A 19,604-nucleotide genomic window follows, 5' to 3' on the forward strand; every position below is an offset into this window, starting at 1 on the left:
ATAGCTACCTATCAGCTCCGTATTAACTTAAGTTACCCTACCGTTAGAAAAGCTTATAGTCGAAGATAATTTCATAATCCATTCAAAGTAAACTAATCAAAATAAATACTAATTTGCAAAACCGATCCAATATTTTAGGGCTAGAAATAGCCTTATTATGTCCTCTCTAACCAAGATATGATCTTCTTAATCATCTCTTTTGCGCGAGCATCCAGCGTATTTTCCTGCGCCAATTGTCGCCCATTGTGAATTAACCGCTTACGTAAATCCGAATCAGAAAAGATGCGCATAAGGGATTCTGCCAGCTCAGCTGGACAATTTGGTGTAGCAAGAAGAGCATCCTGCCCGTTTTTTAAAAATATGGGAATTGAACCCACCGAAGTCGCAATGACCGGCGTACTCTGAGAAAATGCCTCCCAGATTGTTCTTGGAAATCCTTCACTGCTTTGGGATGCGATAATAAACACATCTGCCTGGCGATAATAAGAAAATAATTCCTCTCCAACAGATTTGAATCCGTGATACCGAATCCGGTCTCGAATTCCTGATTTCTCAGCATGTGACCATAGTTCTGGCATGAACTCTATGTTTTCCGGCATGCCGACCAGATCCAGAATAAAATCCACTTTTTGCTTACTTAATAAAGATAAAGCTTCTAAAATATCATATATTCCCTTCTCAGACGTTATTCTGCCTGAGAATAAAATGTGATAGGGAGGCCTTTGACAGGTATCTTCGCGAACAACGATATCCTTTTCGGAAATTGTTGTCGTCCTGGTCTGAATCAATTTTGGGACAGAACCGTGCAGGTTATTGTAAAGCCTGGCAGAATTTACGAAAGTCAGGCTTTGTTTTGCAATCTTCAACTGCTGCGATTCATTCCAAAAGGACCATAAACGGATCAATTCCTTGCGCCAGCGCGGTTGTGGAAGGGAATCCACTCCATCCATATAGCTGGCCACCAGCAGCAAGGCTTTCGGAAGTTCCGGCACGCGACGAGCCATGGCAGGAAGCAGCGGTGAAGGGCCGCGGATCAGCAACGCATCCAGTTCATCTTTCCTTTCAAACAATGGGGCGGTATGGCTTCTGGAATACAGCATACGCTGCGGTACAGAACCATGCAGTCCAATATTGACGAGTTCAACATTTTTAGACTGAATTTTACTGCTGCATTGATAGGCCTCTTCTGCGTGTGGAGAATGCAAGAAACAGATGATTTTTTCACAGTATGGAGCCAGACTGTCAATGAATACTGCCTGATATCCAGGAGTATAAATTTCATCCTCTTTTAATAATGCGGGAACGTGGTAATGAAACCCCAGCCTTAACCCCATGCTCACCTCCTGGAAAGCTATGCGTTCTTTCGATCATAGCAACATTCAGCGCATAGATAAACCAGTTTGCCGTATTGGTCAGCGAAGAGATGCTCCACATATGCACACTCATGCTGATAAAACATAGGTAAACCCCCAAGGCCCAATATTCACCCGCCCGCAGCAGCCGAATGCAGCCAATGCCCCCTGATACAGCAAGGGAGATCACCAGCATAGCGAAAGGAATGCTGGCGATGAGCCCACCTTCTGCCAAAAAACCAATATAGGAGTTGTGGGCGGATAGCCTATTAAAGTGTTCCTGGCTGCCGTAAGACAAATAATCTGGCAGGTCAAGCTCGACAAACTCCCATCGAAACCTGCCTGGACCAACCCCCACCAAAGGGGATTCCGAGAATAAACGCAGCCCTTTTTGAGTTTGCAGCAAACGGATCCCATAGGATTTATCCGTATCCAGGGTGTCGAAGGTGCCAAAACGAGAGTCAAAGGCCGCCACCACATTGTACGGCATCAAGTTTCGAAAGCTGAGGTACCCCACGGATATCACCAGCAGCACCAGCAAAAATGTTCCCAATGGTTTGACGGAGCGCATGGAAATCACAGCCAGAATGAGAAAGGCCGCCAAAGAGATCCCCAAGGCGATCCAGGAACCGCGTGAACCGTTGACCAGCACCGCCAGTAAAATTACCAAAAGTCGAATCACCGCAAACCACTTTTCCCTGCCGCGCTTTTCCAAGATTAGATAGTAGTTGGTTGGCACAAACATGGAAAACAAAAAGCCATAGGTATTCTGAGGGAAAAATCTCGTCCCCGTCCAGGCGCCAATTTTCCCTAAAAAGGCCAGCTCAAAAACACGCAGCAGCGCCAGGATAAAGACTGACATTCCAAGGATTTCAACAACCTTTTGAATCGAAACTACTCCTTCAGACAGCAGGTACAGCACCACCACAAACAGGAACAGCCAGTACAGGTAATGCACGGCGATACTTGCGCCTTCAATGTCGGTTCCCCCGCTCAGGAAGCCGTTCAGGAAGAAAGAAAGCAGAACGCCAAACGCAATCCACACCGCCAGCAAAAGCCAGCCCTGATATTTTGAGAAAGAGTATCGTTTACTTCGGATGGATAACAGGAATATCAACGCAAACAGCACGGCTGAAAGCGAAAAGCCAAACACCGGAACATCCACCAACGGCAGCACCAGATAAATCGAAAAAAGCGCGAAGAGAACGCGCATAGTTTTACCTGCATCGCGTGGCGTGCTGCGGCTTTTGATGTACGATGTTGAAGAATCTCTACTCATTCAAATTTCCTAGATATAGCTGCTCTCAGCGGTCGACATGCTGCTGCCAGGAAAAACTCTCCACGATGCGCTGAAGCGGCTTGCGCCTCCATCGTTTCGCGCAGGATATCTTTATGTCTTCTTGGCAAAAAGAGAGAACTCATTGGTTTCTGCTTACTTTTTCTCATAAATTGAAATCTCTTGCCTGAAATGATTAGCGATTGTTTTTCCATCAAAATACCTTAAGGCAGCAATTGTATTTTTTGAAAGATTTTCTCTTAAATGACTGTTGTCTTGCAATCGAAGAAGAGCAGATCTTATTTCACCAGCTCCACCATTTACACAATACCCACAATGATATTCTTCAAAAAACCTTGAAACAAAATAATGCTTTTCACTATGCACCAGAATGGGTTTTTGACACACCAAATACTCAAGTGTTTTCGTTGGAAAACCAGTAACACCTTGTAATTCTCTTTCCTTATGCTTGGTGGAAATCATTACTGGTAAGAATAAAATATCACATTTTGACAGCTCTTCCATAAGTTTTTCATTACTCGGTATAAACCGACATTTTGAATTGGGTACCAACAATCCCTCATTCTTTAAAAGTTCAGTTGGTGAAGGTGTGAAATAATCAATTTCAAATTGATCATCACCACCAATTGCCTCACACAATACTTTCAATGATGGGAGCCGATCAATGTTCACAATACCCAAATACCCAATTTTCAATGGGGGCGACGCCATCGAAAAATTTTGAGTAGTAATATTGGCATCATTAATACAGTGAGGAAGAACGACCGGCCTTAAACCATATTGATTTTCAAAATACTCTTTCATTGCCTCTGTCAATACAAAAACCCGGCTGGCATTCTTGAAAATCCTGGGTTGGAGCCACTTTGCCAAACTATTATCAAAACCTTTGGGATAATTTTCCAAATAAATATCACAAAAATAGGCATGTAAAGGTAGTTTAGTAAGTTTATGTAAGATATATCCCGTAAAAAGTGAACTTTGATCCCGATAAAATACCAGCAAAGCTTTTATGTTATGAACTCTTACTGCATATAAACCAGTAAAAACACCCATGATAACCGAAAGAAAACGCCATAATCTTTCTCCCCGAAAGCCAACGGGGGGAACTGGAATCTTGTATATCGGATACTGGAATTGAATATTGTTAACTCTCTCTGTTTTTAAAACTGGGCGTCCCATTAGAACGACTTCATCGCATTCGAAATTTTCCAAAAAATTTCGAATAACAACAGGTGTGCCAGATGCTCGATTCGGGATCGAATACGAGACTACAAGAAAAGGTTTTTTGGCCATTTGATTTTTTAAGAGTAATTTTTCTTACATTACACTTCTTAACAGTTGATCAAATTTCTTCGACAATGTTTCCCATGAATATTTTTCTTTATTAATAACCTTTATTTCATGTCCATTCATACACTCGACAATAAAATTAGCAATTTTTTCTACTTCATCATGGGAAAAAGATTTCACTCCAACCTCAGTTAAAACGGATTCAACTGCGCTTCCCTTTGGAACGATGGACAGTATGGATGCTTCCATTCCAATCAATTCAAAGATTTTTCCTGGTATTACTCCTTTGTCTTCAATAGTTGGCACACCCGCATCAGAAGAAAGCACTACATTAAGTGAAGCCCCCTTTGCGTATGACAATACTTCTTTTCTTGGACAATTTCCATGGATAACAGAATCTTTTTGCAGTCCCCATTCTGCGATCTCATTCTTAACGACATCGGTATTTACTCCAAAATAATGAAATTTCCACTTGGGAGTCCTTTCTTTTTGTTTAATTGTTCGTAGGACTCTAAAAATTGTTGCAAGGGTCATTTTTGCAGATATCAAACTTCCTGAAAAAATGATAGAAAAGTGATCAAACGATTTAGCCTGAATATTTTGAATATCATTAATATCATATCCATTTGTAATAGTGAAAACTTTTCCAGTTATCCCATATTTATTTTCCAAAACGGTTCCAGAGATGGGGGAAACAATTGTAACGGCTGCGCTTTTTTTCAGTAACTTTCTTTCTTGTTTCATTACCCACTTTCTATTGATCGGGCTCCAGGGATTATTCGTCCATAAATCTCGATAGTCCATAATGTACGGCTTATTCAGTCGTTTGGATAATCGGTATGCTACTTCAAAGCCCCAAAATGGTGCACCCGTCGCAAGTATTACATCCACATCCGCAGGTTTTAATTTCCGGCATGCATGCAACGCACTTGGCACCCACCCTATCCAGTTTTGAATTCCCAATGATCGCGTTACGACTCTTAAAACTCCACCAAAGAACCAAAATAGTTTACCTTGAGGGAGTTTGTACCTCCACGGAGCCAAACATTTAAGAAGATGATCTGTATAGATCATCCTAATTCCCATCTTTTCGATATCATTTTTTATGCATTCAACATTGTCCAGGTTGCTCAGATCCCAAATAGAGATTTTTGGCGTTACCACGGTTACATCCCAACCTAAATCAATCAGGCAACGAGCCAGATTCCAGGGACGGATGCTTCCGGAAGAGATACGAACAGGAGGAAAATATCCTGCAAGCAGTAAAAGTTTTGGCCGACGAGTCATCAATTTTCCTGTTTCAGGCAATTACTGTTTTCAAAATATGCAATCAAAGTTTGTTGGGCAAATCGTTCGGGAGTGAATTGGGATAGTTTATTAAAAGCTTGCTGTCCTACTCCCTCCACATCCTGCGACGCTGCTTTCTCCATAACTTCAGCCAGGCAGTCTGGATTATCTGGCTGAAACAACCATCCAAAGTCAGGAGTTACTAATTCAGGTAGGCACCCCATTCTGGGAACAATCACCGGGCGGGCAAAAGACATCGCAAGATTTGCAGTTCCAGAAGTTAAGATCTTTGCAAAAGGCAAAACGATAATATCCGATGCATTGATATAAACCTGAATTTCATCATCAGGAATTGGCTTTAAATAGAGTTTAATCCGTTCATCTCCTGCTGCCATATCTTGAAGCGATTGAGCATACGCTTCAGGCGGAAATATATCTCCGGCTATTACCAAACGATAATTATCATTCTTAAGCTTGAGGAAAGCCTGAATCAAAATATCAACCCCTTTGTTTGGGCGTACTCCCCCAAAAAATGCAAAAGTTAAAGAAGTATCAGGAAGATGAAGTCTTTTCCGTGCTGCCTCTTTTGAAATTCTATTAGGATAATGATTGATTAAATTTGGATGATCAACATAATAGATACCTTTACGCCGGCCGTACCTTTGTGCCAATAATTTTCGAGCCTCATTGCAATAAACAATGACTCGGTCTGAAAGATTCGCTGCAATCCAATGACCCAAATAGTCCATCCAGGCTGGTTGAACCACATAAGTTCCTTCAAGATTATGGAGTGTGAATACTGTGCGATAGCCTAACACACGAGCAGCAATCATATACCATGCAAATAAGAATAATTTGATCAACTTCTTAATATTTGTCGATGATTTATAAAATTGTTGAACAAAATGAAGATTGAGTATCTTAACATTATGGCGGTTATCTATCAACCATTTCAAGTTAAATGAATCTGGAGTATGGGAACAGAAAATTACGCCTGTCTTCTCCAACTCTCTTGCAAGCATCGGCCAATAAGGGTTTCCCGATAACTTTTCAACGTTTGGAAAAAACGCTACCCCTTTTTCTCTCAAAGACATTTTTTTAACCATTCACCCTCGCATTTAATGATGGGCTTTCTGTGCATAAACTTTATCTGCTTGCAGGCTTTCGACTAAATATTCCTCAATTGAATCTATATACCGGTCGAATTCATGCTCCTGCTCGATTTGACGTCGTGCGCTCATCACAATTTTTTTATATTTTTCTGCATCGGTTATCAAATTCACTATCACATCTGCTGCTTCAACGAAATTACCCTCTGAAATCACAAAACCTGTTTCATGATCGTGAATAATCTCTTTCGAACCTTCATTGCCATAGGTTATGAGCGCACATCCACTTGCCATTGCTTCAAGCGAAATGCGTGAAAACCCTGTCTGAAAGTAACTGGGAAAAAAACAAATATCTGAATTACGATAAAATTCTGCCAGCTGCAATTGAGGTACCATTGGCAAATATTCGATGACATCATCAAGACCATCTTTCTTGATCATGGTTTTGATTTCAGTAAAATATTCTTCTGATTGAATTTTGCCAACAATCCTGAGCTTTACCTTTATTCCCCTCTTCAAGAGTTCTTTTACCAAATCCAATGAATCTTTTGTGCCTTTGATTGGCTTGATCCTACCGGGAAGGAGAATGTGTACAGGTGAACCCACTCCCTCCCGCAATTGAAAAGGGAATTTTTGCACATCAATACCCGAATAAATAACCCTTGCATTTTCAACCGGAACACCGCCTTCTTGAGAATATTTCAATGCAGAATTACAGTTAAAATAAATCCGCATACTTTGAGGCCAGGTCCAATGTGGTACGATTAGGTTAGCAGTAACGAGGCTGACAAGCAGGTAAATAAACTCTTTCAACGTATTCTTAATGAAGGAATCCTTCTCGTTCTTATAGAAATACAATCCTCTGTTGTGGATTTTAGTTAAATAAAGAAGTCCCCCGCCACCCTCATCGTAAACAATTTGAATATTCTGACGTGAAAAATAGGGCAATATTGCATTTGAGAGGGGTTGAATTCCCCATAAATAAATGATATCAGGTTTATACTCTTTTACTTTTCGATCTATGAATTTCAGGTCATTCGCATCCTTGTAAATTTGACTTAAGATATTCCGGGATTTAGATTTTAGGTGCAATTTCCTTTCAATCAATAACTCTTCTTCGTGAGTCTCACAACTCTTCTCTGAAACTCGGGAAGTAAGTATTAAAATTTCATGTCCTCGTTTTGAAAGGCTATCAACTACATCTTTACACCGAATTTCATACCCTCCCACTTGATATGGAGGGTAGGATGCAGTTATTACCAATAGCCTCATTTTCGCCCTGCCGCGCTATTTTTCTCTACCTGTGCTTTGATCCAGGGATAGGTTTCAGCAATACCATCTTTAAGAGAGTATTTCGCTTTCCAGCCAATGGAATAGATCCTTGCATTGCTGAAATTTCGAGAATGCACACCGACAGGTCCATCAATACTTTTCGTATGCACGTTTTTTCCAGCAATTTCACAAACCGTTTCAACTAATTCATTAACACTAACATATTGTGGACAGCCAATGTTCACCGGCCCTTCCAGGTCAGAATGCATCAGCAAATAGATTCCCTCTATCATATCAGCGACATACGTATAAGAGCGAATCGCTGAGCCATCACCCCACACCTCAATTTCCCCACCATCATTCGCTTCTGCAATCTTCCTGCAGATTGCAGCAGGAGCCTTTTCTCTTCCGCCATGCCATTCCCCTTCGGGGCCGTAGCAATTTTGAAACCTGGCGATCCTGACCTTCATATCACTTTTTTTACTGTACGCTATTGCCATGAGTTCAGAATATAGTTTCTCCCATCCATATTCATTATTAGGTTTGGCAGGAATCGCTTCAAACTCGTGCATTTCCGGCTCGCCCGGCTGCATATCCCTGTAAACACAAACCGAAGAGGAAAAGAAGTACCTGGGAACACCAAATGTTGCGGCGTTGTGGGTCATGTGAGTATTGATCAATATATTGTTATGCATGATCTGTGTTTCGGCTGAGTGAATAAAACCCAATCCACCCATATCTGCAGCCAATTGATAAACTTCGTCAAAGGTACCGTGATCAACAGATAATGCTTTTTTGCAGTTCTCCTCTTCGCGAAGATCAAGAAGAAGAAATTCATCTGCTTCAGAGGTAGAAAATTGGTGCTGATTAATATCAACTCCACGTACCCAGTAACCCTCTTTTTTTAACTTTTTAACCAAATGACCACCGATGAAACCTCCAGCGCCATTAACTAATGCTCTTTTCATAAAACCTCGCTCAACGAAAAAATATGCGATTTTGATAACTAATTAGTTAATCATCCATTTACTTTCAGCAAAAAACCTACCCCTTGTGGTTAATAATTCTCGGTTCAATTCTTTTTGCTTTAGAACTCTAAAATTGAAGCATCTCTCCACTTTGTCCACCCTGGTGTGATGAAGTCCTACCCAAAGATTGATCACATAATTATCTGGGAATAAATGGAGGGGTGGAATTATCGCTGTTACAATCGGATTTTCGTTCGAGATCTTATTTGCCATCTCAATTTGGGGTTCATATTCACTCTCAAAATGATAAAGGGGGTAATCGTTTTCATCTAATATTTCGATTGCATAGTTTAAGTTAAGTCGTAAAGGATTGCTAACTCTAAATTCAATTTTGATTTCTTTATCCATTTCAAAACTGAGAGATGGGTTATTTTCAGAGTTTATCATTCGCGCCCAGGTTATTCTTGCTTCTCCACTACCAGAATGAGGCAAATCACTACAATCGATCTCGCCAGGGGTGCTATTTCCAATACCTTCTTTTGTTGATTCGAGGTATTTGTTTATTACCTCCGTTGAATCACCAGTATATTGGATCACTCCTCTTTTTATTATTAAGGATTTCGGGCACAAATTTCTCACCGCACCCATATTGTGGCTCACGAAGAGTACTGTTCTCCCCTCTTTGGATGCCAAGTCGCCCATCTTGCCCAGGCACTTTTTCTGGAACTCGGCGTCGCCCACGGCCAATACTTCATCAATCAGTAGGATTTCAGACTCTAGGAATGCGGCGACTGCGAATGCAAGCCTTACGAACATACCGGTGGAATAACGCTTGACGGGTGTCCCTATGAACTGTTCGATCCCTGCAAAAGCCACAATCTCATCAAATTTGCGGCGCACCTCCTGGCGGGTCATGCCCAAAATGGCCCCGTTCAGGTAAATGTTCTCGCGGCCGGTCAGCTCGGGGTGAAAGCCGGTGCCCACCTCCAGCAGGCTGGCGATGCGCCCGCGCACCTTCACCTGGCCGCTGGTGGGCGCCGTCACCCGCGAGAGAATTTTGAGCAAAGTGCTCTTACCCGCCCCGTTGCGGCCAATGACCCCCAATACCTCACCCTGATCCACCGTGAAGGAAACGTCCCGCAGCGCCCACATTTCCTCACCCATGCGGTTGCCGTGGTCGGTTTCGCCGATGCGCAGCAGCGGGTTGGGCTTGCCGCGTACCCTGGCCCACCACACCGACAGGTCGCGCGCAAAGGTGCCCGTGCCGATCTGGCCCAGGCGGTAGGATTTGGATAAATGTTCAACGGAGATGACAGGGGGCATAAGTGAGAGAAACCTCAACAACTTTCATTGGAAAAATCATTTTCGAACCGCTAAGCAACAAAGCACGCCAGGAATGAATGGTTTAATGCTGATGGACCATTCGCTTGATGCCCTGTTTGATTAAGAGCACATTCCAATTGATCAGAAATCCTAGAGAGCAAGCCTGCAATTTCATGTAGGTCAGCAGTTGAGCTTCATGGATGGGCAAAATAGCGGCGGATGTTTTGTTTTCAACGATTACACATTCCTCGACCAGCATGTCGATCCGGTAGCCTGCATCGATGAGAATTCCATCATAAGCCACTGGCAAGGATACTTCGCATTCTACTTTCAGGCCGCGTTTACGCAGCTCGTGAGCCAGACAAATTTGGTAGGCAGATTCAAGCAGGCCAGGGCCTAATGCCTGATGGACTTTTAGCGCCGCATCCACAATTTGCTTGCCAATTTCGTCTTTTTCTTCTCTTGTTTTCATATTCACTGCCGCAAGCTTTTTCTTTTTCGCCGCCAAGAAGCCAAGGACGCCAAGGTTTTTTACCCGATCTTTCTTTGGACCCTTCGCGCCTTCGCGATTCTCCAATACGAAGGCACTCTTTTTACCGCCAAGACGCCAAGAACGCTAAGGTTTCTACTTCATCTTTCTTTGCGTCCTTTGCGCCTTCGCGGTTCTCCAATACAAAGACGCTTTTTTTACCGCCAAGACGCCAAGAACGCTAAGGTTTCTACTTCATCTTTCTTCGCGCCCTTTGCACCTTAGCGGTTCTCCAATACAAAGACGCTTTTTTTACCGCCAAGACGCCAAGAACGCTAAGGTTTTTTATCAGATCTTTCGTTGCGCTCTTCGCACCTTCGCAGTTCACTACTCACCGCGAAAATATCCGGCCTACACCGTGTCCATAAACGTGGCCTCGACTCGGTTAAAAATCACCGCGCCCAGCAGCACCACCACCAGCATAAAGCCAAAGCTATACAGCAAATGCCACAGATCCACCGTGCCCGCCCCCAGGAACGCATAGCGGAAAGTCTCCACAATCGGCGTCATAGGGTTGATCTGAATCACCCACTGCCAGCCCTGGGGGATCGAAGAGACCGGATAAATCACCGGCGTGGCGTACATCAGCAGCTGCACCCCAAACTGCACCAGAAAGCGCAGGTCGCGGTATTTGGTGGTCAGCGACGAAATGATCACGCCAAACCCCAGGCCCAATCCAGCCATCATCATAATCAGCAGCGGCGAAAACGCCACCCACAGCCAGTTTGGCGAAATCTGCGACCCTTGCACAGCGAAGAACAGGGCAAAGATCAGGAACATGCCAAACTGGATGACGAAAGTGATCAAATTGGAAATCAGAATAGAGACAGGCACCGCCAGGCGCGGGAAATACACCTTGCCGAACAGGTTAGCGTTCTGCACAAAAGTGTTGGAGGTTTTATTCAGGCAGTCGGCAAAGTAAGACCAGACCACCGTGCCGGACATGTAAAAGAGAAACTGCGGCAGGCCGTCGGTGGGCAATTGGGCAATGTTGCCGAAAATCACCGTGAAAGTGATGGTGGTCAGCAGCGGCTGGATCAAATACCACAGCGGGCCAAGAATGGTCTGCTTGTACACAGCCACAAAATCGCGCCGAACAAAAAGCATCACCAGATCGCGGTATTTCCACAATTCACCCAAGCGCAAATCGAACAGCCCGCGCTGCGGTTCGATAATTAAATCCCAAGAAGCATCTTCAGGAGGGGTTTGCATCAACGTTTCTGTCATTCGGAAGGATCGTTCGCCTTTTTCCATGCATCCGCCCCGCCGACATCCGCTTCGGATCTCAGCCAGGGTAGAAATGTAGATAACCGCGCCGCGCCTGCTGCCCTTGCCGGGGCCTTCAGGCAATTTGCTTTTTCTTCTGCACAAAACCGGTGGGCAGTTCCACCGGGATTTGCCGTCCGCGCAAAAACTGGATCAAAACGCGCACCCGCTCCTTATCGGAGAGGCTGGCGTCAAAAATGGCCTCATAGCCGGCAAACGGCCCACCATCAATGCACACCCGGTCCCCAGCCTTCAGCTCGTGCAGCTGCTCGCCGCCCGAATCCTGAATGGCAGACACCCGCTGGCGGATCGCGCCGATCAACCCCTCCGGCACGCTGGCCGGCTCAGCGCCAAAACACACCAACCCGGCCGAACCCGGCATCCAATGGAAAGTGGAGGAACTGACCTGGTCCAGATCGACATGTACAAAAAGGTAACCCGGAAAATACGGCTTCACCTTTCGCGCGCGGGGGTTAACCGTGCGCACCGGGATGCGCGGCAGAAAGGCTTCCAATTGGTGAGCCGCCAGTTGACTGAAAAAGAAACTTTCTTTATTCGGTTTACTGCGCAGCACATACCATGATAGGGCCATTGAGGCTTCCTCACAGAGGGTCACTCAAAATCAACAGCGAAAACCAACAGCTATGCACAATTATAGGATGATTCTACACGATTCGAGTCAAGCAGTCTTTTCCCCCACAGAATGTCATCTTACCGTTACCGCCAGAGGGTGACTCCTCATCAGCGTTATTATACTATCATGTTATGATTTTAAAGAAGTAATATTCGACCGAAATTAATCGTGACAGTTGTTAAAAGGCAACCTTCCCGGTGCAAGCTTCCCCTCCTCCCCCACCTTCGACACGCTCTTTCTATTCCGTCCTGAATCCCATAAAATAAACACATCAAAAAAAGCGAAACGGACAGGCACACCCATGACATTCCCCACCGTGAGCGGCTCCAATTTACTCCGCGAAAAGAAAACCCTCCCCCAGGATTTTCTGGGCGAGCTCAACCTGCTGTTCATCCCCTTCCAACAGTGGCAGCAGCGGGAAGTGGATTCCTGGTTAGGCCTGGCCAGCCAGTTGGAGCAGCAGCACAGCAGCCTGGCCGCCTACGAGCTGCCCACCATTGAAGACCGCAATGCGTTTTCCAAACTGTTCATCAACGAAGGCATGCGCGCCGGCATTCCCAACCCGAAAACCCGCCAGCGCACCATCACCCTCTATCTGGATAAGGCCGATTTCCGCGCCGCGCTGAACATGCCGGATGAGGAGCATATTTACGTCCTGCTGGTGGACCGCCAGGGCAAAGAGCTGTTTCGCGCCCGCGGCCCCTACAGCCCCGAGGCCGAAACCGCCTTGCGCCAAATCCTTGCGCAGGGATAACCCCAGAAAGGTCGCCGTGTCCATTCATTCCACCCTTAACCCCGGCATCTATCACGGTTTCAAACGAAAGCCGCCCTTTTTTGAAGGCTGGTATTACAAGCTGGTCAGCGCAGATGAGCGCCATAAGGTGGCCGTCATCCCTGGGGTGATTTTGGGGCGGGATGAGCATGCCTTTGTGCAGGTGCTGGACAGCGCCCAGGATACGGCCGGCTATCTCAAGTTCCCCGCTGCGGATTTCCGAGCAGACGACCAGCGCTTCGCGATCGAGATCGGCGAAAACCGCTTCGACGACCGCCACCTGCACCTCGCGCTGGATCATCCCCACTGGCAGCTCACCGGTGACGTTCACCTGGGCCCCCTCGACCCTTGGCCGGTGACCTGGTCTTCGCCCGGCATCATGGGCTGGTATGCCTGGGTGCCGCGCATGGAATGTTATCACGGGGTGCTCAGCTTTTCCCATTCTCTGCAGGGCACGCTGACCCTCAACGGCAAAGTCATGGATTTCAGCGGCGGCCGCGGCTACATCGAGAAGGACTGGGGACAGTCCTTCCCCGCCGCCTGGATCTGGTGTCAGAGCAACCATTTCGCCAACCCCTCCGCCTGCCTCACCGCCTCCGTGGCCGTTATCCCCTGGGTGGGCAGAGCCTTCCGGGGGTTCATCGTCGGCCTGATGCTCGACGGCCAACTGCACCGTTTTGCCACCTACAGCGGCGCGCGCATCGAATCTCTGGCCATTTTCGACGAGCATGTGGATTGGGTGCTGCGAAACCGCCAATCCCGCCTGATCCTCAAAGCCTGCCGCGTTCAGGGCGGCTTGCTGCGCGGACCCACCCGCCTGGATATGGGCCAGCGCGTGCTGGAAACCCTGAACGCCACCGTCCACGTGCGCCTGGAAACCCTGCAAGGTCAGGTGCTGTTTGATGAAGTCGGCGCCCACACCGGCCTGGAAGTGATGGGCGACCTGCCGCGCCTGCTGCGGGGCTGAGCGATACGGTCAACACCGCGTCTTGTCATCGGCGCCCAGCCACCCATAAATTCTCCTTCGGTTTTCCATATCCCGCTGCAAATCGGCGCGATGTATAATCAAGCTCAGAATGTCCGCGCCCATTTTGGCCACAAAACTCTATATCCCCCCACCTCGCGTGGGAATGGTCGCACGCCTGCGCCTGATCGAGCGCCTAACGGCCGTCCTGACGCCCGGCTGTAAATTAGCCCTCATCTCGGCCCCCGCCGGCTTCGGGAAATCCACCCTGGTCAGCGAATGGCTGGCTGCGGTGAAAATTCCCATCGCCTGGCTGTCATTGGACGAAAGGGATGGGGACCCGGCGCAGTTCATCACCTATCTCGTCGAGGCCTTACAGAAGGTCACCCCAGGTATCGGCGGCAGCCTGCAGGCAGCGCTCCAATCCCCGCAGCCCCTGCCCATCGAAAACATTCTGACCCTGCTGATCAATGAAATCTCGCTGATCGAAGGTGATTTCCTGATCGTCCTGGACGATTACCACTGGGTCGATTCGCCGCCGGTGGATCAGGCCCTGGCTTTCCTGATCGACCATCAGCCGCCGCAAATGCACCTGGTTATCACCACTCGCGAAGATCCCAACCTGCCCCTGGCCCGTCTCCGCGCCAGAAGGCACTGCATCGAGCTGCGCGCCGCCGATCTGCGCTTTTCTGCCAGCGAAACTGCGGAATTTCTGAATCGCATCATGAAATTGAGCCTTTCTGAACGGGAAATCAACGCGCTGGAAACCCGCACCGAAGGCTGGATCGCCGGGCTGCAAATGGCCGCGCTCTCCATGCAGGGGCAGGCAGACACCGCCAGTTTCATCAAATCCTTCACCGGCAGCCACCGCTTTGTCCTGGATTACCTCATGGAAGAGGTGCTCAACCGTCAGCCTCCCGCGGTTCAGTCCTTCCTGCTGCGCACTTCCATTCTGGATCGTTTATGCGGCCCCCTCTGCGGTGCGGTGCTGGGCGCCTCCCCCGCCCTGGGTCAGGAAACGCTGGAGTATCTCGAACGCGCCAACCTGTTCATTGTCTCCCTTGATCAGGAACGGCGCTGGTATCGCTACCATCACCTCTTTAGCGACCTGCTGCGCCAACGGTTGGGTCAGCCCCAAGAGCTTGCCGAGGATCATCTGCGTGCCAGCGTCTGGTATGAAGCCAACCATGATCTGGCCGAAGCCTTTCAGCATGCTCTGGCCGCGGGTGATTTCGTCCGCGCCGCCCACCTGACAGAAGCGGCTTGGCAGGGCATGGAACGTAATTTCCAGACCACCGCCTGGTTGGGCTGGGTGAAAAAGCTGCCCCCGGAGGCCGTGCGTTCCCATCCCTGGTTGTGCGTCCATATTGGATGGGCCTATTCGGACATCGGCGAGTTGGAACCCAGCGAAACCCATCTGCAATACGCCGAGCGCGCCCTGGCAGAAGCCGCAGAGTCTCAAGATTTCCAGGCCATCCCCACCAACATCGCCCTGATCCGCGCGGGGAACGCCCAGATCGAAGGCAACCTGCCCGAAACGGTGCGCTATGCCAAATTGGCCCTTCAGCTCATTCCCAAAGGTGAACTGTTGATCCGTTCGCAGGCGGCCATCACCTTGGGCTTCACCCAGTGGGCCGTCGGTGAGGTAGAAGCCTCGCTGCAGGCCATGTTGACCTGGATGGATGAAATGCAGCAGCTGGGCAATCAAATGTATGTGATCGCCAGCGCTTTTGTGGTGGCAGACATGCAGGGGATCTTGGGACATCTGGGCGAAGCGGAAAAAGCGCTTCAGCAAACCCTACAAAAAGCTGCGGCGCTGGGGCCTGAGGCCGAAGTGGTGACTGCCCATCATCACCTGGGGCTGGCCATGCTTGCCCATGAACGCGGCGACGATGCCGAAAGGGATCTGCGCCTGCAAAAAGCCGCCGAGCTGGGGCCGCACACCACCCTGATTGACTGGCAGTACCGCTGGGGGTTGGCTCGGGCTCGGCTCAAAGAATCCGCCGGGGAATGGGATGCCGCGCTCCAGGCGCTGGACGAAGCCAGGCAGGGGTACATTAAAAATCCTATCCCCATCCTGCAGCCCATCGAGTCTCGCAAAGCGCGCATCCATCTCAAACAGGGGCGCGTGGATCAGGCCCAGGCATGGGCGCGCGAACGCGGCCTATCCGTAACAGATCCGGTGAATTATCTCTGTGAATATGAAGTTCTCACCCTGGTGCGAGTTCGCCTGGCAGAAGGCTCTCTGCAAGGGGTCGGCGGATTGCTGGAACGCCTGCTTGCCCTGGCTGAAACGCAGAAACGCACAGGCAGCCTGATTGAGATTCTGCTGACTCAAGCCCTCGTGTACCAGGCGCAGGGCAGCCCTCCCCAAGCCAGTCTCGCCCTGGAGCGTGCCCTGACCCTGGCGGAGCCAGAGAGCTACTTGCGCATCTTTATAGATGAAGGCCAGGCCCTGCGCGCATTGATCGAAAAACTGCCGCGCAGCCGAGACTATCCGCTGAAAAGCTATGCGGATTGGCTTTTGGTTGCCTTTGCCTCATCAGCGGCCGCGCCAAAATCAACAGCCGCGCGTCAAAAATACAATACCGCCGAGCCTTTGAGTGAGCGGGAGTTAGAAGTGCTCAAGCTGCTCCGCAGCGAACTGAGCGGCCCAGAGATGGCCGCACACCTGGTGGTGTCGCTGAACACCCTGCGCACCCACACAAAGAACATTTTCAACAAATTGGGGGTCACCAACCGACGCGCGGCAGTGCGCCGCGCCGAGGAACTTGAACTGTTCTAGCTGATTCAGCATCGTTTCCGCAGCCCTGGCCGGTGGCTTCTGCCGCCCGCCGGGGCTTTTTTGATTCAACAATCACCACATGCCTCACAACATATGGTGATGACGCCTCACCACATCCGGCAGTATCCTATCGGCAGGTCAAAAACGATTGAAAGCAGGCCGCTTGATACCTGGATTTTATCCAGCAAAGCAAGGATAGGAAATGGACACCAGCACCACCCCTGCAAATATCTCTGCAATGAACGGCCCACAGCCTTCTTTCCGATCAATCCTCTATCGGACGGTGGTTACGCATACGGTCACGTATTTTGCGGTCGGGGTGGCCGCCTCGCTTCTCTTTGGATATGCCGATCGGATGATCCGGCCCGATGTAGCCCCGATCGTCCGAAAAATGACGGATCCAATCCTCATCGCCAGCCCATTGTTCCAGCCCTTGCGGGCGGCATTATTCGCGGTTGTGTTTTACCTGCTGCGAGATGTCTTATTCAATAACCGAAAAGGCTGGCTGATCCTGTGGTGTATGCTCGTCGTTTTTGGCGTCCTTGCACCGTTTTCAGCCAGCTGGGGAGGCATGGAGGGGATGATCTTTTTCAATCTGCCTTTAGGCGATCATCTCGCCGGTTGGCCGGAGGTGTTTACACAGACCTTGCTTTTATCCGTGCTTCTCACCTATTGGGCAGATCATCCCCAGAGCAAGCGTCTTCAGGTCATTTTGCTGGTGGGTTTCGTTCTGACCGTGCTGCTGCCGGTATTGGCGTTGTTAACGGCCGGATAAGCAGCTTCTGCGGCCGTCATCCCATGCTGCGCTTTTTCAGCGAACTGCCTGGGAAAGTCCTCGCTCTACAGATGACCGCCGGCAATGGATTCAAAAACAGGTTCTGACCTCAACCAGCAGTTCGATTCACATCAAGTCATGTAAATTGCTTCACAAAAGGAGAAAAAATGAACACAAGCACAACCCCCGCTAAAAAACTGGATACCAAAGTCCTGCTTTCCACCCTGTGGATCGTGGTGATGATCAACATGCTGAAAGCGGATATCCTCGGCGGGTTCATCCCTGGTGCTCTTGAAGAGGTGGAGAAAACCGCCGTCAGTGTGGGCGCATCCGTTCCTCAGCTGATGCTGGGCGGAGCCGTCATGGGTCAGCTCGGCATCGCCATGATCCTCCTGTCCCGCGTGCTGGACCAGCGCGTCAACCGCTGGGCCAATATCATCGTGAGCATTATCACCATCGCTTATATCTGGGGCGGCATGTCGACCTATCCCCACTACCTGTTCATCGCCAGCGTCGAGACCCTCTGCCTGCTTTTCATCCTCTGGACCGCCTGGAAATGGCGCGGCGCCGAAATCGAATCCCAATCAACCAAATAAGGAGAAGAACATGAAAACCTTACAAAAATCGGGCGGTATCGCCGCCCTGTACATGGCCGTCAGCCATCTGATCGGAATCGTCATCTTTCTCGTCCTCCTGGACTACCTCAGCCTCACCGACCCGGCCCAAAAGGTGGCTTTGAACGTTGAAAAGCAGGGGATTGTCTTCTCGACCAACCTGCTCATGTACGTGTTCTTTGGCTTTGCGCTCATCGTCCTGTCGCTGGCGCTGTACGACCGGCTGAAATCGGGCGCGCCGGCCCTCATGCAGGCGGCGGCCGCGGTGGGGATCGTCTGGGCCGGGTCGCTGATTGCCAGCGGTATGGTGGCTAATGCCGGTCTGTCCGCCGTCGCCGCGCTCTACGCCCAAGATCCTGCCCAGGCGGTTTTGACCTTTCAGGGGGTTGAAGCGGTCACCAACGGGTTGGGCAACGCCAATGGTGAAATCCTGGGCGGCGCCTGGACCCTGCTGGTCAGCCTGGCCGCCCTGCGCAGCGGGGGGCTTCCCAGAGCCTTGAGTATCTTCGGCCTGGTGGTCGGCGCAGTGGGTGTCGCCACGATCCTGCCTGCGCTGAATGCTGTGACTGGCGTCTTTGGCCTGGGTCAGATTCTCTGGTTCGTCGGTCTGGACATTCTGCTGCTGCGCAGCCCTTCGCGCGCGGCAGCGTAGATGAATGGGGAGCCTCTAATGACAACCTACCGAAAGACAGCCGTGCTGATCGGTTCCGCGTTCCTGTTTTCCAACATCACCTTCATCCTGGGCACCATTGGGATGGTGGAACCGGCCCTCGGCTCACCCAACGACCTCAGCCTGATTTCCGCGAGCCGGGCGCCGGTGGTGTTGGGCGTGCTTCTCAGCTTTGCCAATGGGCTGGCGTATGTGGGCATCGCCGCCCTCCTCTTCCCAATCCTCCGGCAGCGGTTTGAAAGCCTGGCTGTGGCCTATGTCGGCTTCAGATGCATGGAGCTGATCACCCAAATTCTAGCGGACATCAGCCCGCTGGCGCTGCTCACCCTGGCCGAGAAGGCCGGTGCGGCGGTCACGGCGCAAGGGTTGGGTGCAGTCCTGCTCGCGGAGCGTTTCTGGGCGTTTCAAATGCTCAACCTCATCTTCAGCCTAAGCGCCCTGCTGCTGAACCTCATGCTTTTCCGTTCTCGACTGATCCCTGGGTTCATTTCCATCTGGGGGTTCACCGCCGCGGCGTTGGTGCTGCTCAGCACCGTGCTGGGTTGGTTCAGCCCCGCCCTGGGCGAATCGTTGGGCATGGTCACTGGGCTGCCCATGCTTTTGAACGAGGTCTTCTTGGGAATCTGGCTGATCCTCCGGGGTTTCAGCCCATCTGCTATACTCAAACCAGCCTTGCAATCATGAATGGAGCGTTGAG

At 49.6% G+C, this 19,604-nt stretch carries 18 protein-coding genes; 7 read left to right on the forward strand and 11 right to left on the reverse strand.

All coding sequences use genetic code 11. The annotated features are described in order from the left end of the window. Window positions 1–155: 155 nt before the first annotated feature. The 11 genes from ADN01_RS16535 to nusG all read right to left on the reverse strand — a co-directional run bounded on the left by ADN01_RS16535 (window position 156) and on the right by nusG (window position 12,285). Complete coding sequence (locus ADN01_RS16535; protein ID WP_082142886.1) at window positions 156–1,334, reverse strand: glycosyltransferase; 1,179 nt, start codon at window positions 1,332–1,334, stop codon at window positions 156–158. Continuing rightward, window positions 1,279–2,631 carry an O-antigen ligase family protein gene (locus tag ADN01_RS16545; RefSeq protein WP_082142887.1) on the reverse strand — a complete coding sequence of 451 codons (1,353 nt, stop codon included), beginning with the start codon at window positions 2,629–2,631 and terminating at the stop codon, window positions 1,279–1,281. Before ADN01_RS16545 ends, ADN01_RS16535 begins: the two co-directional genes overlap by 56 nt. A gap of 153 nt (window positions 2,632–2,784) precedes the next feature. Beyond that, window positions 2,785–3,942: a glycosyltransferase family protein gene (locus ADN01_RS19425; protein ID WP_147239098.1), complete on the reverse strand. Its 1,158-nt coding sequence runs from the start codon at window positions 3,940–3,942 to the stop codon at window positions 2,785–2,787. A 24-nt stretch (window positions 3,943–3,966) separates the two neighbouring features. Further along, window positions 3,967–5,226 carry a glycosyltransferase gene (locus ADN01_RS16555; protein ID WP_075071295.1) on the reverse strand — a complete coding sequence of 420 codons (1,260 nt, stop codon included), beginning with the start codon at window positions 5,224–5,226 and terminating at the stop codon, window positions 3,967–3,969. After that, complete coding sequence (locus tag ADN01_RS16560; protein ID WP_082142888.1) at window positions 5,226–6,332, reverse strand: glycosyltransferase family 4 protein; 1,107 nt, start codon at window positions 6,330–6,332, stop codon at window positions 5,226–5,228. Before ADN01_RS16560 ends, ADN01_RS16555 begins: the two co-directional genes overlap by 1 nt. 12 nt (window positions 6,333–6,344) lie before the next feature. After that, on the reverse strand, window positions 6,345–7,607 hold the full coding sequence (locus ADN01_RS16565; RefSeq protein WP_075071297.1) for a glycosyltransferase family 4 protein: 1,263 nt from the start codon (window positions 7,605–7,607) through the stop codon (window positions 6,345–6,347). Next, window positions 7,604–8,575, reverse strand: coding sequence for an NAD-dependent epimerase/dehydratase family protein (locus ADN01_RS16570; protein ID WP_062419150.1), 972 nt, complete (start codon window positions 8,573–8,575; stop codon window positions 7,604–7,606). Before ADN01_RS16570 ends, ADN01_RS16565 begins: the two co-directional genes overlap by 4 nt. A 42-nt stretch (window positions 8,576–8,617) precedes the next feature. Then, complete coding sequence (locus tag ADN01_RS16575; protein WP_062419151.1) at window positions 8,618–9,898, reverse strand: ABC transporter ATP-binding protein; 1,281 nt, start codon at window positions 9,896–9,898, stop codon at window positions 8,618–8,620. Between the two features lie 82 nt (window positions 9,899–9,980). Further along, the gene (locus ADN01_RS16580; RefSeq protein ID WP_201778699.1) at window positions 9,981–10,475 is read right to left on the reverse strand and encodes a GxxExxY protein; all 495 of its coding nucleotides are present in this window, start codon (window positions 10,473–10,475) and stop codon (window positions 9,981–9,983) included. A 303-nt stretch (window positions 10,476–10,778) separates the two neighbouring features. Continuing rightward, window positions 10,779–11,654 carry an ABC transporter permease gene (locus ADN01_RS16585; RefSeq protein ID WP_062419152.1) on the reverse strand — a complete coding sequence of 292 codons (876 nt, stop codon included), beginning with the start codon at window positions 11,652–11,654 and terminating at the stop codon, window positions 10,779–10,781. A 115-nt stretch (window positions 11,655–11,769) separates the two neighbouring features. After that, window positions 11,770–12,285, reverse strand: coding sequence for a transcription termination/antitermination protein NusG (gene nusG, locus ADN01_RS16590; protein WP_062419153.1), 516 nt, complete (start codon window positions 12,283–12,285; stop codon window positions 11,770–11,772). 217 nt (window positions 12,286–12,502) lie between these two features. Between nusG and ADN01_RS19430 the strand changes: the two genes are divergently transcribed. From ADN01_RS19430 to ADN01_RS16625, 7 genes are all read left to right on the forward strand, one after another. Next, window positions 12,503–13,081 carry a hypothetical protein gene (locus ADN01_RS19430; RefSeq protein WP_113918884.1) on the forward strand — a complete coding sequence of 193 codons (579 nt, stop codon included), beginning with the start codon at window positions 12,503–12,505 and terminating at the stop codon, window positions 13,079–13,081. Window positions 13,082–13,097: 16 nt separating this feature from the next. Then, on the forward strand, window positions 13,098–14,066 hold the full coding sequence (locus tag ADN01_RS16600; RefSeq protein ID WP_062419155.1) for a tocopherol cyclase family protein: 969 nt from the start codon (window positions 13,098–13,100) through the stop codon (window positions 14,064–14,066). A gap of 109 nt (window positions 14,067–14,175) precedes the next feature. Further along, entirely contained in the window at window positions 14,176–16,848 is a 2,673-nt protein-coding gene (locus ADN01_RS16605; RefSeq protein ID WP_062419156.1) for a LuxR C-terminal-related transcriptional regulator, read from the forward strand. 202 nt (window positions 16,849–17,050) lie between these two features. Then, entirely contained in the window at window positions 17,051–17,623 is a 573-nt protein-coding gene (locus tag ADN01_RS16610) for a hypothetical protein (protein ID WP_062419157.1), read from the forward strand. A 167-nt stretch (window positions 17,624–17,790) separates the two neighbouring features. Then, window positions 17,791–18,219 carry a DUF6326 family protein gene (locus tag ADN01_RS16615; RefSeq protein WP_062419158.1) on the forward strand — a complete coding sequence of 143 codons (429 nt, stop codon included), beginning with the start codon at window positions 17,791–17,793 and terminating at the stop codon, window positions 18,217–18,219. A gap of 10 nt (window positions 18,220–18,229) precedes the next feature. Continuing rightward, window positions 18,230–18,889: a DUF4386 family protein gene (locus tag ADN01_RS16620; protein WP_062419159.1), complete on the forward strand. Its 660-nt coding sequence runs from the start codon at window positions 18,230–18,232 to the stop codon at window positions 18,887–18,889. An 18-nt stretch (window positions 18,890–18,907) separates the two neighbouring features. Continuing rightward, window positions 18,908–19,591 carry a DUF4386 domain-containing protein gene (locus tag ADN01_RS16625; protein WP_062419160.1) on the forward strand — a complete coding sequence of 228 codons (684 nt, stop codon included), beginning with the start codon at window positions 18,908–18,910 and terminating at the stop codon, window positions 19,589–19,591. Window positions 19,592–19,604 lie beyond the last annotated feature (13 nt).

This window comes from Levilinea saccharolytica, from assembly GCF_001306035.1.
In the GTDB taxonomy this organism is placed as follows: domain Bacteria; phylum Chloroflexota; class Anaerolineae; order Anaerolineales; family Anaerolineaceae; genus Levilinea; species Levilinea saccharolytica.